The organism is Paenibacillus amylolyticus, assembly GCF_036894225.1.
In the GTDB taxonomy this organism is placed as follows: Bacteria; Bacillota; Bacilli; order Paenibacillales; family Paenibacillaceae; genus Paenibacillus; species Paenibacillus amylolyticus.
In genome coordinates this window covers 2,363,611-2,378,523 of sequence record NZ_CP145892.1, presented here as the reverse complement: position 1 = coordinate 2,378,523, position 14,913 = coordinate 2,363,611, and the positions used below count along the sequence as shown (strand labels likewise).

Genomic DNA, 14,913 nt, shown 5'->3' with positions numbered 1-14,913 from the left:
TGATTCACTCCCTATTTCGTTCATTCTGCAAATGGATTCCATCGCTACACATTCCAAGTGCTTATCCTTCATTCTCCAGAAGAAACTCCTGTTCGGCAGGCCATGACAGCGTAACGCGTAATCCACCAACTTCCGATTCCGTTACATCCAGCCCTGCCTGCTCCCCATATCGAAGCTGGAGTCTCTGATTCACATTCCACAGGCCACAGCCCATCTCCTGATCCATCGTTCCCCTGAGCTTATTCAGAAGCGCCTCACGTGCCTCCTGCGTCATGCCTTGCCCATCATCTTCAACGACAAGAACCATGACACCGCCCTGTTTTTCCCCGGATACTCTTATTTCTCCGGCCTCCGCGTCCGCTTCGATACCGTGAATCACCGCATTCTCCACTAGTGGTTGCACGATGAGTGGCGGTACCTCCTGTCTTAACATCTCATCAGACAGATCAATTTTGTAATGAATGCGGTCCATACGCATCCGTTGGATCTCCAGATAACAGCTGACAAATTCAATCTCTTCTGTCAACGGTACCACGTCCCGCTCCTGTCTTGTTGTATACCGATAATATCGGGATAGATTATGTGACATCGCTACAACAGCGTCCATACGCTTGAGTTTCGCCATACTTGTAATGAAAGAGAAACAATTATAGAAAAAGTGCGGGTTAATCTGCGATTGCAGCTGCTTCAACCGAGCTTCACGTACATGAATCTGTTCCAGGTAAACGTGTTCAAATAACTGCTGGATCTGCTCCACCATCAAGTTGAAACGTTCGGACAGGAAACTGAATTCATTGCGGCCCTTCGGCTTAATCCTCACGGAATAATCCTCCTGCTTCAACCGCTGGAACCCACGAATGAGTTGTTTCACTGGCACCTGCACCTGTACATAGAACAAGTACGCCACACCAAAACTCATTAACAACAAACAAATCATGGAAGAATAGAACAGCATATTGGATTGATGAATGGGCTTCAGAATATCTGATAGCGGCATATAGTCCACCAAATACCAGCCTGTTGTACTGGATTTCACAGTGTTGACCATATATGGCTCGTTCCCGATCACTACTGTACGATTATCAACGTCCTGAAGTTTATGGATGGACAGTTCTTCCATCAACTGATTCGTTAATGAACGATCTGAAGTCCGGTTATAGATAACACCCGATTCTTCACGGAAATAGAAGGGGTCATGCCTGCCATCGTCTTTGAATTTGTCGAGCATATCCCGGATGTTGTCACTATCAAACTCCAGTTTAATAATCGTTTCTGCATTATTAGCCGGGTCTTTAATACCGTATGGAGATACCGTAATCCAGCTAAACATGAACCGATCATCTTCCCCATCCTGAATTTTGCGTACATCCCAGCCGGAAATAATATTTTCCCTTAGCGCTTCTTTATCGTAAGAACGTGCGTCCCTTTCGGAAACCACCCTGCCCAGCGAAGGAGAATACAGATATAATTTCGTGGCCCAATTGGATGAGCTTTCCTGAATACTCAGCTTATTCTGAATACGTTTGACCAGGTTGATCGCATCCAGATCAAAGTAGTTACTGTCCGCATAGATTCGCCGGAAGCTGCCAATATCAGGATCATGTATGAGCAGATTAGGCCATGAGGATAACAGTTCGATGTGTGTGTTCACTTGATTTTGGAAAAATTCAAGCTGGTTACTATTCGATCGATTCAACTCATCTCTGAGAACAGCTGTTGTTTTGTGATTGGAGTACCAGTACAAAAGCACTACAGGAATCAGCATAATCAGAATAAGAATGACCATTTTGGAAAACAGGTTTGTCCGATATGACATCTTTTCATCTCACCTTGTCTTAATTTGTCGTGACATTAATTGTAATGATGTAAGCGCTAAAGACAAACTATTTTTTTTGAGACAAACCGATTCATTATCTAGCGTAAGCGTTACCAATTCAAGGGGGAAGGAGATAAAACCAATATTTCTGCACTAAATGCAACTTCCACGCACAAAAAGAGCCAGCGATTAGCCAGCTCTCTATCTAATTTCAGTATATATCTTTAATCGTTCTATTCAACTCCAACCTTATTCCACTTCTGTTTATGTAATTATTCTTTTTTTCTATAAAAATATCAACTATGGAATATCATAATCAAATACCGTATTCGCTCCATCCACGCCTACATCCAGCACAATATCCATAAGTTTCCCATTGACGAACAGAGGGGATTCCGCTTTCCCGTAAAACTCCAACTTACCTGTAAACGTTCCATGGCGTTCAATCTCAACATGTACGGGCCTTAATTGGACAGACTGCAAGGCTTCCAATAGTGGATCGTCCTTAAACTTATAACTGCGTGCGAGATCAGGCAATAACACGGCGGATACGGAATCTCTGCCGTAATTTTTGAGTGTCAGATCACAGGTTGCTCGGGTCTCACCCGTTTTCAGCACGTTAAAGGTACAAGAACTTGCATTCTGTACATAGGATACCGCATTAATGCCTGAAGCTCCCCACTTGGCTACATACATGAATTTATCCGTCATGTACGAATAACTGAGAACGATAGCGATAACTACGATCCATAACCCTTTTGCAAGAGCGGGGAATGATTTCCCGATTTCTTTGCGAGTAAGGTAAAATCCACACGCGAATATCCCCAATCCGAGGAAAAGTGTGATATGAACTCCACTCAAGTAAGATGTAGTATACGGTGATATACCTATTGCTGACAGCATGGTATCTCCAACAGAAAAACCAAGATGATGGTTACATGTAAAGATAATAGCAAATAGCAATAACGCCCCTGAGAACACAAGTCTGGTTCTCGACACACGAACACCCCCTAATCAACCACCTTATTATATCATATTTTTCCTATTTATGATTAACAATCCAAATCAAAAAAACAACAATAAAAAGAACGTCTTCGGTTGTTCACCGAAAACGTCCTCCATTTTCACCGCTGACAAGAGCTTGTAATAACACAGGTCTCTCTGTCATGGCTGACGATCATTTATTGCTTAGACAAGAATGCATCGAGTTGTTCCTGTTTGGCTGCAATAATTTTATCAATTCCCGCTGCTTTCAATTTCTCCAGATATTTCGGAATCATCTCATTTGGATCAACTGCGCCCGATGTCATACCCGGCTTGAACTGTTTGTTCACGTTGTTGACCGCAGCAATTTCATTTTTGACAGATTGGCTGTTGAACGTAAAGCCCAGTGCTGGCGACTTCACACCTTTGGCGTTAAACTCTTTGAACTTCTCCCATTTCTGTGGATCTTCATTATCCCAGAGGAAGTTCAGGAATTGGTTACCCAGTTGCCATTGTGCACCTGGATTGTAGGTACGACTGTTAGCATCTACGCCATCAGGGAGAGCAATGATATTATCCTGTCCGTCTTTTTTCACATAATGTGTACCTTCAATTCCGAAGTTTAACAAGTTGTTAATTTCCTTGTCGGAATGCAGCAGGTTAATGACCTGCATCGCTTTCTCCGGTTGCTCTGAAGAACGGGAGATTGCAAGCATCGCTCCAGATGCATCACCCGTCGTGATTGTTGGCTGTGTCATCTCAATCTGAGTGAGTGGGAAACCCACATACCCTTCTTCTTCTTTATCCTTGCCTGGCTTCATGCCATCTGTCCAGAGAAACGCTTTTCCAGCCTTCGCCTGGTCTTTCGGGAACACATTGGACGTAGCAGCATCACTGTTGATATATCCCGCTTGATACCACTTGCGAGCGAGTTCAGCCGCTTCTTTGAATTCTGGGGTCTCCACTTCATTCAGCACCGTTGTTCCGCCTGCTGTTTTGGAGATAACTCCAGGTACGGAAGCATCACCGAGATAATCCCAATCCAGATTCTCTAACAGCCCGTTACCATTGGTATTGGACATATAGAATGGTGTGATGGCTGGCTCGTTTTCCTTGATTGTTTTGAGCAGAGGCTCCAGATCAGCCCAAGTTTTTACAGATGTCAGGTCCAGTTTATACTTGTCAGCCAGATCTTTACGTACCAACACACCACGTGTCGCAGCGAGTTCCTTATTCGTAGGAACGCCGTAATTCACGCCGTCCACCTGGGAACCTTCCAGAAAGGCAGGGTCCAGGTTTTTCTTAATATCCTGACCATGTGCATCAAGCAGATCATTCAAGGGCAAGAATGCGCCTTTAGCTACATTCACCGTGTAGTTCTGCCAAGCTGCTGTGAATATAATATCTGATTTTTCACCTGAGGAAATCATGAGATTCAGCTTGTTATCCCACTGTCCCCAGTCAATTGCATTGATCTTAAGCGTGGCCCCGATCTTTGGTTCCATCTTTTTGTTAATCTCGGCTTCCACCAGAGCGACATCCTTCTGTGGTGTCCCTGGGTAGAACAGTGTCACTTCATAGGGTTTGCCCCCACCTTCACTTGCTCCTCCGCCTTCTGCGCCAGGTGTTGTTGTTCCACCCTTGTCTGATGAGCAAGCAGCCAGCACCAGGCTCAGCGCCATAACCGTTGCCATCATGCGTGACCATACCTTTAATGATCTAACCAATTGAACCCCTCCTGTCATGTGTTGAACCATACAACCGAATTCCCCAATTCACAATTAAACCGATAACTACTTCTGTATATGCCCTTTCAGTCCATCTTCATTTACCTTGCCCACTCCGCTAACCGGTTCAGAGTTATCCCTTCACAGCGCCAACCGTAAGACCTTTGATGAAATAACGCTGGAAGAACGGATATGCCAGTACAATTGGACCAATACCGACTACAGCCATCGCCATTTGCAGAGTTTTGTTAGGCAGATTCAGCAATCCACCCTGCGACGAAATCTGTGAAGAGACGTTGGAGTTGGTTGTTAAATATTGAATATCGAGCAACGTCCGGTACATAAGGTACTGAAGGCTGATCGTCCGGTTATCTGATATAAAAATCATACTAAGGTACCAGTCATTCCAGTAATTCAATGTACTGAACAACGCGACGGTTGCCATTACGGGGAGAGAGAGCGGAAGCACGATACGTGCAAACGTTCTCAATTCTCCCGCACCATCAATCCGAGCCGATTCCAGAATAGACACCGGAATGGAGTTCGCGAAGAATGTACGCATGACCAGTACAAAGAATGGGGATAGCAGTAGCGGCATAATGAGTGCCAGTAGGGAGTTTTTCAGATCCAATACGTTGACATAGACCAGGTACCAAGGTACCAGCCCCCCATTGAACAACATTGTGAAGAAGATGAAAAAGGCGAACCAGCCCCGGTAAGGCAGATCTCTCCGTGAGAGCGGATACGCATACAATGCGGTCAGCGCAACACTTGTAATGGTACCTACAACGGTAACGATAAAGGATATACCATACGAGTGAATGATCTGATCCATATCTCTGAACAGAAACTCATAAGCCGTCAGGCTGAATTTCTCTGGAATAAGCTTATATCCATTGGCAATTACTGTTGTCTCGTCCGAAAATGAGATGGCGAAGACAAGCAGGATCGGCACGATACAGGCAATGGCATAGAATAGAAACATCGCATGAATAACGGATGCGGAACGCTTCGATACGGCTAGTGGATCACGTGATTTCACAGCTGACTTGCCTCCTCTCAAAATAATGCATTATCTTTATCTATTCGCCTTACGATGGTATTGGATACAAGAACCAGCACAAATCCAACGATTGCTTGGTATAGACCGGCTGCTGATGACATCCCGATATCTCCACCGATAAGGAACGTACGATATACGTAGGTATCCAGTACATTCGTTACAGGGAACAGCGCCCCCGATTCCAATGGAACCTGGTAGAACAGACTGAAGTCTGCATAGAATATACGGCCAATTTGCAATAATGTCATAATGACGATTAATGGGACGAGAAACGGAATGGTGATGAAGCGTATCTGATGCCATTTGGTTGCGCCATCGAGCACAGCTGCTTCATAATATTCTTCATCGATACCCACGACAGCTGCCAGATAAATGACCGCATAATATCCAATATTCTTCCATGTGTTCACCAGTGGCAAAATATACGGCCAATACTTCGGCTCTGAATACCAGTCGATCGGCTGACCGCCGAACATCTGCAGAACCGTTGAGTTCATGAAGCCTGAATCCTTGCCCAGGAAAGCCAGTACCAGATAACTGACCACAATCATGGACAGGAAATACGGTAATAGCATAAGTGATTGATATAACTTGGACATTGCCTTGTTCTTCACTTCATTGAGCAGAATAGCAAGCCCGACACCTACTAAGAGATTCAGTGCAATGAACACCGTGTTATACGCGAGTGTATTTCGGGTAATTTCCCATGCATCACTGGTTGAGAACAAATATTTAAAATTGTCCCATCCACTCCATGGGCTACCCCAAATACCATCTGCATAGTTTACATTTTTGAATGCGATCAGAACGCCGAACATCGGCATATAGTTGTTCACCAGTAGAAACAGGACACCTGGCAAGAACATGAGATACAGCACCTTGAATTTGCCAAGATTGTGCCACACAGACTTGCGCTTTCGGACTGTTTCTCCCGGTATTTCCGATATCCGTACTCCCTTACCCGCCTGGGGTTGTGTCTTCATAACTTGTTCTCCCTCACTCCTCTTGAATTCTTCCTCAGGATGAAGCTCCGTTGCGGCTCCTGTGGTTCAAGTATACGGCGGGGCGAGTAAGACCTCTATCTGCTGTGGTGACCTGTTGACTTATCAAATTATGACTTTAGTACCAAAAAAAACAAAAGACGCAGCATGCTGCGCCCTGAACTATACGGTACGTGACTGTTTTCGAAACTCCTGTGGCGTTATACCCGTGCACTTTTTGAACATTTTGGTGAAATGCGAGTAATTGTAGTACCCCACCTTGCCAGCGATATCCGTCACTTTGACGGTGGACTGGGACAACAATGTCTTCGCTTTGGCTACTCTGCCCTGCAGAATAAACTCAGACAGGGACATCCCCTTCTCTTTCCGAAACAGACGTGATAGATAAGCTGGATTGAATCCGGCAAAAGCTGCAAGTTCCTCTCGCATAAGTTCTTCACCAATATGAGTTTCAATATAAACGCACAACTGATCCACAATGGTCATGGGGCTATGATCGTCCGGGTACAATACCGGGATAACACGATCAATCAGATCAGCCGTCCACTGCTTCAACTGCGGCAACGACCTTGTCACCATACTCTCCTCCGGCTCCCGTTCACCCGGATACAGACTGCGTATTGACACGTTTTTCTGATGAAGCAGCGGATAGACCACATGCAGCATGGCATGATAGTAGAGATGCAGCATTTCAGGAGATAAACCCTCCTGTGCAGCAAGCAACTCAAAAATCTCATCCACACGTTCTCGCAAATCCCCTACTTTACCTGTCTCAAAAAGAATAGATAATTCCGAAAACCATGGAATAGGCAAAAAGCGATCTTCCTGATCTCTTCCCCGCTCATCATAGACAAATACTTCTTCAAGCTCCTTAATATTGCGCCGCTCCATATCCATCAGTTCATTTAACATGCCTTGCAGCTCAGTCACAGCAACCGGGGCACCAACATAACAGGACAACCGACAGTAGAAATACGTACCACATTCCTGAATATATCCCTGACAACGTTGTGCCACTTCGCTCGCACTCGGAATGATGCCATCTTGCTCATAAGCAAGCACTATATTTAATCCACTTTGATCCTGAAACACCTCACCGGGCTTGTCGCTAAGCAGCATCTCTTTGGCTGCATTACGAAGGGCATATTCCAATACCTCTTCGTCACGCAAATCAAAATCACGCACCCATTCCTCTACCGATATCACAATGGGTAACACACGAGCCTGCGGATCTATCTCGGCACCATACAGTTCTGCGAGCTCTTGCAACCGTTGTTCGGTTAACGTGATACGCTGAGAGATGGCATCTTTCCAGAAGCGTTCCGTCAGCAGCGGTTTATGGGTTTTCCAGCGTTTGTATACGGTCTCATAAACTTCGTTGGTACGGGTACGCTGCTCCCCATCCTTGATCTTCTCCACCGCCTGGGTTACTACCTTAATCAATTGATCCGCTGGAGCCGGCTTCAACACATAATCAAAGCTGTTTAGCTTAATGGCTGTCTGAGCATAATCGAATAAAGCATGCCCTGTCAGGAAAATGGTCAGTATGCCTGGATCATGTTTTAACACCCAACTTTGCAGGTCAAGCCCTGTTTCACCAGGCATCTCGATATCACAGATCATAATATCGATAGCATTAGCCTTTAAAATCTTTCGTGCCTCTTCGGCATCACCAGCACTGTATACCTGGTCAATGCCTGCTGCTTGCCAATCGACTCCTTCCACCATTGCTTGTAATGCATACACTTCATCATCCACGATCAACAGGTTCCGCATAGGCTCCCCCTTCTTCCTCTTCGGTCTGAGCGGGTAAATCAATGATGACTTTGGCGCCATGATCCACCTCATTGCCAAACTGCAAACTGGCTTGATCACCATACTTCACTAAAAGCCGATGAGCCACGTTCCATATACCGATATGCTGTCCACTCGGGTCTTCAGCGTATTGTCCATGTTGCAGACGCCCCAACAATTCCTCTTCAAATCCAACACCATTGTCCACAATCATCAGTTGAAGCACCGTCCCATCTACCTGACCGGACGACTTCTGACCGAGGCGCGCCACGATCCGAATGACAAAGGCTTGTGTCCGGCGCTGAAATCCATGAATAATGGCATTCTCCACAAAAGGCTGAATGGTTAATGGCGGAATCACATAATGTCCCAGATTCGGTTCGATATCCAGTTCAAAATCGAATCTGCTTGGAAACCTCAGCTTTTGAATTTCTAAGTAATGACGAATGTGCTCCAGCTCTTCATCCAGACGAATAACACGTTTGCCTGCACGCAGACTGAATCGAAAATAATCGGCCAGATGACCAGCCATCTGCTGCACCAACTCATGCTTTTGCAAGGAAGCCAGACTATGAATAATATTGAGTGAATTCAGGTAAAAGTGAGGATTGATCTGCATCTGCAGTTGTTTGAACTCTGCCTCCCGCGTCCGCAACTGTTCCTCATACACATCAATCTTCAGATGCCTGATCTCACTGGTCATTTGATTGAAACTTCGTGTCATAAATTCAAGCTCCGACGAAGATGGCGGGTCCAGCTTCACATCGAGATCTCCACGGCTGACCCTTCTCATGCCTCGGATTAACGCATTCATCGGGCGGAATAACAGATGCCGCAAAAAGATCAGTGCAGTAACCAGAATTACTGCCGCACCAATGGGAAGCAGACGAATGATCTGTTGGAAAAACGGGAGGTTACGCATCATGTCTTCCTCAGGCAGCAGCACGATATAATTCATCTGGGACATGGCCGAGGCAGTACCCAACATCAAATATTGACGTGCTTCTCCCTTGTTCACAACTTCAGAGATCACCTGATACGGATTCTTCAGGCCGGGAAGATGCGCTGCAGCCAGCTGAATCTGTGCAGTATTCAATGTGGAATCCGATAGTGCCCCACCGTCTGTTCCAACAATGACTGCACCTCCCCGATCTCCGGATTCAGTGAATTGTTGTGTATGATTCAGTGCATTCATATCAACAAGTGCACCTGCATAGAACTGCTGGTTGATTCGCACCGTTTTCACCAGCGCATTCCACGTCCCGCCACGCACGATGCTCCATTCCGGCTTCTGGATATCCCCTTCCAATTGCTGCATCTGGACTGGCATACTCTCCTGCACAACCGACTTTTTGACATCATAATTGCCTGAAGTGGCGAGCAGCAGATCATCATTCACGGCATCATATAGAAAAAAAGAATCGATTAGATTATAAAAACCGATATCTGTCATGAATTTGTTCATAATCCGTTGCTTTGCAATGATATAATCGCCGCTGCCGTATTTCAGAAAAAACAGAGAGATAATATCCGGGTCCCGCTCGCCCAGACTATATAAATACCGATTCGTCTCCTGTAACACACGTTCATTCTGCTCCACACTCTTGGCGAGATGATTCATATTGGTGAGGGATACTTTGTCACGTACAACTTTCATGGCGTAGACGTTGTTGTAATAAAGCAGCATGAATAATGGCAGCATGATCAATGTAAGACCCACTATAAATTTAAAACGAAGTGAACGGATAAAGCTCATGGATTATGGATTCCCGCCCTTTTAGAGGTAGTTCAAAAAGTCCGCTGTACTGAAACCAGACTTATTGAACACACACTTTATTTCAACATAGTTTTTTTCTATTTTCTTCCTTATGATGGCATGTTTATTGTAATCACCCCTGCTTGCCACTGTCTATGGGGTCCCGTGACCTTCACATATCAATTCTGGTGACTTCCATCCACTCCAATTTCAAGAGTAACAAGCTTCATGTAGTAATAAATTCTCCAGTTGTAAAAAAAATCCTTCATTATTACTCAGAAGCTTCTCCCTAAAAATAAATGCTGCGGCAAGCCCCGGACTCCACGAACGCCCGATCTTGACATGCATACGATATATCACTCCTCGGGTTAGTCACCAGGATGTAGGGAGGCCTGTTCGATGAATATTCAACTCACTGCGTTACACTATGTCTATCTGGCATTTATCGTCTTGATTATTGCGGTAATGATCCGGCGCAGGGACACCACCATCATCTGTGTCGCGGGTATTATGACCATTGGACTTCTGGCAACCGAAACCTTAAGCGGGTCAGTTGCTGGGATCTTCAGCAGTTTTATCTATGCAACAAAAGAATTGCTGAGTACGATCTTTATCATCTCGATTATTGTGGCGATGAGCCGTGTTCTAATCAGAACCGGCATTAATGAGGTCATGGTAACACCCGTCACCCGGTTTATCCGTTCTCCTCAGGTCGCGTATTGGGGTATCGGATTGATCATGATGGTAGTATCACTATTTTTCTGGCCATCCCCAGCAGTAGCTTTGGTCGGTGCTGTACTGCTTCCAGTAGCCGTGCGTGTAGGCCTTCCTCCGATTGGAGCTGCTATTGCCATGAACCTGTTTGGACATGGGATAGCACTTTCGGGAGATTACATTATTCAGGGGGCTCCCAAACTTACGGCCGATGCAGCGGGTCTACCAGTCACTTCCGTCATGACGGCCAGCATTCCTTTGGTCATTGTCATGGGCACCGTATCTACACTTACAGCCTTCTGGATGCTGCGCAAAGAGATGAAATCAGGCTCGCCTGTTCATTCCCCAAACGTTACATCAGGTACCGTGAGCACGGAACCTTCTTCTTCATCAGAGGCTGTGTCCACCTCCCTACCCACTAATCAGCCTGTTCAACGTCAAGCCATGTCACTCCGTTTGCAAAAAGCATTCGCTCTGCTTATCCCTCTGTTATTCGCAGTTGATGTGATTCTGATGTTTGTATTGAAATTGCAAGGCGGCGACGCAACAGCTCTGATTGGCGGAACCGCTGTGGTTATACTGATTGCTGTCACCCTTGCCGCCCATCGACATGCCGGACCAGAGGAAACGACCAACTATTTAATAGAAGGATTTCAGTTTGGTTTCAAGGTGTTTGGACCGGTTATTCCCATAGCCGCATTTTTTTATCTGGGAGATGCTGCGATTACGGAGTTGTTCATCAACCCTCTTCCTGAAGGTTCACACGGGATTGTGAATGATCTCGGGGTCGCACTTGCTGGGCTGGTGCCATTAAATGATACGGTGGGCGCGATTACAATGACGGTAACCGGAGCAGTGACCGGAATGGATGGTTCGGGGTTCTCGGGGATATCCCTGGTTGGCTCGATTGCATCCATGTTTGCAGGTTCGGCAGATTCCGCACCTGTACTGACAGCATTAGGTCAGGTTGCAGCCATATGGGTAGGTGGTGGAACCTTGATTCCATGGGCATTGATTCCTGCTGCTGCAATCTGCGGAGTCAATCCTTTTGAACTGGCAAGACGCAACCTGAAGCCTGTACTGCTGGGACTCACGGTAACAACAATTGTAGCCATCTTTCTAATCTGACCAAAGGGTTATGCTAAACCGTTCAAAAAGACGTGCGCGAACGTGCCCAGTTCCAGAGATCTTCACGTTTCATCTCTGCCAGATGCAGCATGTCCACATATGGATCTCCCTGTAATCCAAGTACAGAAGCAAAAGCAGGCTCCGTCTTCCACCCTGCCTGTTTCAGTCTGCGGATCTCACGGTGTCCCGCGTCTCCCCACATTTGCAACAATCTCCACTCTACGATCATATGTAGGTATGCATTCTGCCTGTAAACTGGCACGGATTGGGCAAAAATCTCCACAGGCCAATGTCCCACTTGCAAATTACAAGTCACATAAGGACGTTGGTCTGGAAGATCCCCACCACGTACACATTGAAACTCAGCAACGGCTCCGATTCGATTGTGTATCTCGGCTTCAAACACACCCAGATCCTCTGCATAACACAGCAGATCCAGATCACTGCCCGGAATATCAATATCAATATCAATTGGTACCGTTCCTGCTGGATAGGGGTGATAGTCAGCTAATATATCGAGCAATCCACTGCTCTGTAACATATGATATGCGTCCTGCTGACGTGCATTACCTGAAGCCAGATGTGCCATTACTTCTGCGGTAGTACTCATCTCCCCGCCTTGGACCACAGTTAGTTCGAGCCTCCTGTAATGACCTGTTTCACACGTCCTACTTGACCACTCGTCAGTCGTACTTTGATTCCGTGTGGATGTGTAGGTGACTTGGTTAACAGATCCTTCACAATGCCACGTGTCAGCTTACCTGTAGCTTGATCCTGCTTCAGCACAATGTCCACTTCCAGACCTGGCTTAATATTTACACGTTGTTGTCCATTCATTATGTTCACTCTCCTCTATGTCATAATTCATATCTTGTATACTATATAACCCTTAAACACAAAGCTCCATCTATTGTAGACGTTTTGGTTTCAAAACAAAAGGGACACGGCAATAACCTCCTAAGGATGGTTCCATGGTTGATATGAAGACCAAGATAAAGAAACCGCAGGTCTCTTCAACTGAGACCTACGGTTTCTAATTGGATTACCATGTTCAGGGCTGCACATGCTTCAAAATAGACGAGGGCGAGGTTCCATCCTTCGCGGCTTCGCGTGCCTTTACAGCAAGTAGCTCAGACACCGTAACGAATTGGTAGCCCTGCTGTTGTAATTTCGGCAGGATCGTTTTGAGTGCTGCTACCGTATGCGACTTACCTTCCACCTTATCGTGAAAAAGTACAATATCCCCATTACGTGCGTTCTTCAACACTTTGTTAACGATAGCCGATACACCTGGAGAAGCCCAGTCCCGTGTATCCTGATGCCAAGACCAGAGTACAATGGTATACCCTTTTTGTTTGGCAGCCTGGATGACCATGTCATTGTAATAGCCGCCCGGTGGTCTGAACAACAGGGGACGCTCCGCGCCAGCTTTAATGATGGAACTTTCCGCTTCGTTCATATCCTTCATGTACTTGTCCGCACTAGTTGATCGAACTGCATACGTGTGCGCATACGTATGGTTGGCGATTTCATGCCCTTCGAGCTGTTCCTGCTTAATCAGTTTAGGAAATTTATCTGCCCATTTGCCAAGTACAAAAAAAGTTCCTTTAGCATGATACTGCTGTAACAAAGCTAGGATCTGCGGAGTCTGAATCGGATCTGGTCCATCATCAAAGGTAAGGGCGATGAGTTTATCCTGTGTGGGAACTTCCCACACAATCTCTCCTCGTTCCTCATAATACTGACGGTTCTTCTGTACAGGCTTTGCATAGGCAGAACTGCTACCCAGCAAAATAATTAGCGTGAACATTCCGATGACTCGGGCTGCCTTCAGGTTCATGTGGTGTCCTCACTTTGTCTTCATACGTAAACTCCCTGTTAGCATTTCCCGATTCACCCGAACTCATTAACGAAAGATCTGATCCACGACTGCAATTTCCTCAGCAGTTAATTCCACATTTAATGTTTGCAGATTGTTAATGACCTGCTCCGGTCGCTTGGCACCCGGAATCAATGCATCAATAGAAGGCTGAGTAAGGTACCAGGCCAGAACCAGATGCGCGACCTCAACATCTTTGGATTGTGCTATGCTGCGCAGTTGCTCAACTTTATCGAGATTTTCAATGAAAGCTTCACCTGTAAACAGCGGGTTCTTTGCCCGTCCATCCTGAAAGGTTGTATCACGATTATATTTCCCGCCCAGCAGTCCCGCTGCCAGAGGGAAGTAAGGAACAAAAGAAATGTTATGCTCAGCCGTATACGGCAACAGCTCTTTCTCCGCATCTCTTTTGAACAGATTATATTCAGATTGCAGTACGTCTACATGCCCGTCCTTGTTGGCTTCACGCAACTGATCAATGGAGAAATTAGATACGCCAATGGCACGAATTTTGCCAGAGTCTTTTAATTGTTTTAACGTATCTACCGCTTCATCCTTAGGCGTATGTTCATCCGGAAAGTGGATGTAGAACAGATCAATGTAATCGGTTTGCAGACGTTTCAACGCCTCATCCACGGATGTTTTCAGAAAAGCAGGTGAGTTATCTATGACAATCTTGCCATCCACTAATTTATGAGCTGCCTTGGTTGCAATGATGGTATTCTGCCGCTGACCGGTTTCCTTCAGTACTTCACCAATCAGTCGTTCGGAATGCTCCGGTCCATAGATGTACGCCGTATCCACAAAGTTAATACCTTGTTTCAAAGCTGTACGGACCACTTCCTTACCCGTCTCATCATTCAGCATGTCCGGATAGATATTATGTCCGCCTACTGCATTCGCACCCAGTCCAATGGGATTCACGATCAGATCCGTCTTACCCAACCGAATTTGTTGTTCTGCCATGTCTCATCTCTCCTTCACTGATCGAATAAGTACAATTTAGTTGTAACGTCTTTCTTGTCCCATATTATATCAAACCGTTTAGCAT

12 protein-coding genes are annotated in these 14,913 nt (G+C 45.9%); 1 reads left to right on the top strand and 11 read right to left on the bottom strand.

The window, feature by feature from the left end; genetic code table 11:
- Window positions 1–61: 61 nt before the first annotated feature.
- The 7 genes from V6668_RS10780 to V6668_RS10750 form a co-directional block, all read right to left on the bottom strand.
- Entirely contained in the window at window positions 62–1,816 is a 1,755-nt protein-coding gene (locus V6668_RS10780) for a sensor histidine kinase (RefSeq protein WP_047842418.1), read from the bottom strand.
- A gap of 300 nt (window positions 1,817–2,116) precedes the next feature.
- A complete protein-coding gene (locus V6668_RS10775; protein ID WP_338708380.1) occupies window positions 2,117–2,815 on the bottom strand; it encodes a hypothetical protein in 699 nt (232 codons plus the stop codon).
- A gap of 182 nt (window positions 2,816–2,997) precedes the next feature.
- Complete coding sequence (locus V6668_RS10770; RefSeq protein WP_338708379.1) at window positions 2,998–4,527, bottom strand: ABC transporter substrate-binding protein; 1,530 nt, start codon at window positions 4,525–4,527, stop codon at window positions 2,998–3,000.
- A gap of 133 nt (window positions 4,528–4,660) precedes the next feature.
- Window positions 4,661–5,569: a carbohydrate ABC transporter permease gene (locus V6668_RS10765; RefSeq protein ID WP_017689303.1), complete on the bottom strand. Its 909-nt coding sequence runs from the start codon at window positions 5,567–5,569 to the stop codon at window positions 4,661–4,663.
- Window positions 5,570–5,586: 17 nt separating this feature from the next.
- Window positions 5,587–6,573: an ABC transporter permease gene (locus tag V6668_RS10760; protein WP_036670214.1), complete on the bottom strand. Its 987-nt coding sequence runs from the start codon at window positions 6,571–6,573 to the stop codon at window positions 5,587–5,589.
- Between the two features lie 180 nt (window positions 6,574–6,753).
- Window positions 6,754–8,367, bottom strand: coding sequence for a response regulator transcription factor (locus V6668_RS10755; protein WP_338708378.1), 1,614 nt, complete (start codon window positions 8,365–8,367; stop codon window positions 6,754–6,756).
- Window positions 8,342–10,072 carry a sensor histidine kinase gene (locus tag V6668_RS10750; protein WP_338708377.1) on the bottom strand — a complete coding sequence of 577 codons (1,731 nt, stop codon included), beginning with the start codon at window positions 10,070–10,072 and terminating at the stop codon, window positions 8,342–8,344. The genes V6668_RS10755 and V6668_RS10750 overlap by 26 nt, the downstream gene beginning before the upstream one ends.
- 468 nt (window positions 10,073–10,540) lie before the next feature.
- Here V6668_RS10750 and V6668_RS10745 point away from each other — a divergent pair, with 468 nt between their 5' ends.
- A complete protein-coding gene (locus V6668_RS10745; RefSeq protein ID WP_338708375.1) occupies window positions 10,541–11,983 on the top strand; it encodes a hypothetical protein in 1,443 nt (480 codons plus the stop codon).
- Window positions 11,984–12,005: 22 nt separating this feature from the next.
- Here the strand turns inward: V6668_RS10745 and V6668_RS10740 are convergent, their stop codons facing one another.
- The 4 genes from V6668_RS10740 to V6668_RS10725 all read right to left on the bottom strand — a co-directional run bounded on the left by V6668_RS10740 (window position 12,006) and on the right by V6668_RS10725 (window position 14,828).
- On the bottom strand, window positions 12,006–12,593 hold the full coding sequence (locus tag V6668_RS10740) for a DUF4269 domain-containing protein (protein WP_338708374.1): 588 nt from the start codon (window positions 12,591–12,593) through the stop codon (window positions 12,006–12,008).
- Window positions 12,594–12,613: 20 nt separating this feature from the next.
- Window positions 12,614–12,820, bottom strand: coding sequence for a YwbE family protein (locus V6668_RS10735; RefSeq protein ID WP_026081155.1), 207 nt, complete (start codon window positions 12,818–12,820; stop codon window positions 12,614–12,616).
- A 214-nt stretch (window positions 12,821–13,034) separates the two neighbouring features.
- On the bottom strand, window positions 13,035–13,823 hold the full coding sequence (locus tag V6668_RS10730) for a polysaccharide deacetylase family protein (RefSeq protein WP_127543895.1): 789 nt from the start codon (window positions 13,821–13,823) through the stop codon (window positions 13,035–13,037).
- Between the two features lie 66 nt (window positions 13,824–13,889).
- Window positions 13,890–14,828, bottom strand: coding sequence for an aldo/keto reductase (locus V6668_RS10725; protein ID WP_338708373.1), 939 nt, complete (start codon window positions 14,826–14,828; stop codon window positions 13,890–13,892).
- Between the last annotated feature and the right edge of the window lie 85 nt (window positions 14,829–14,913).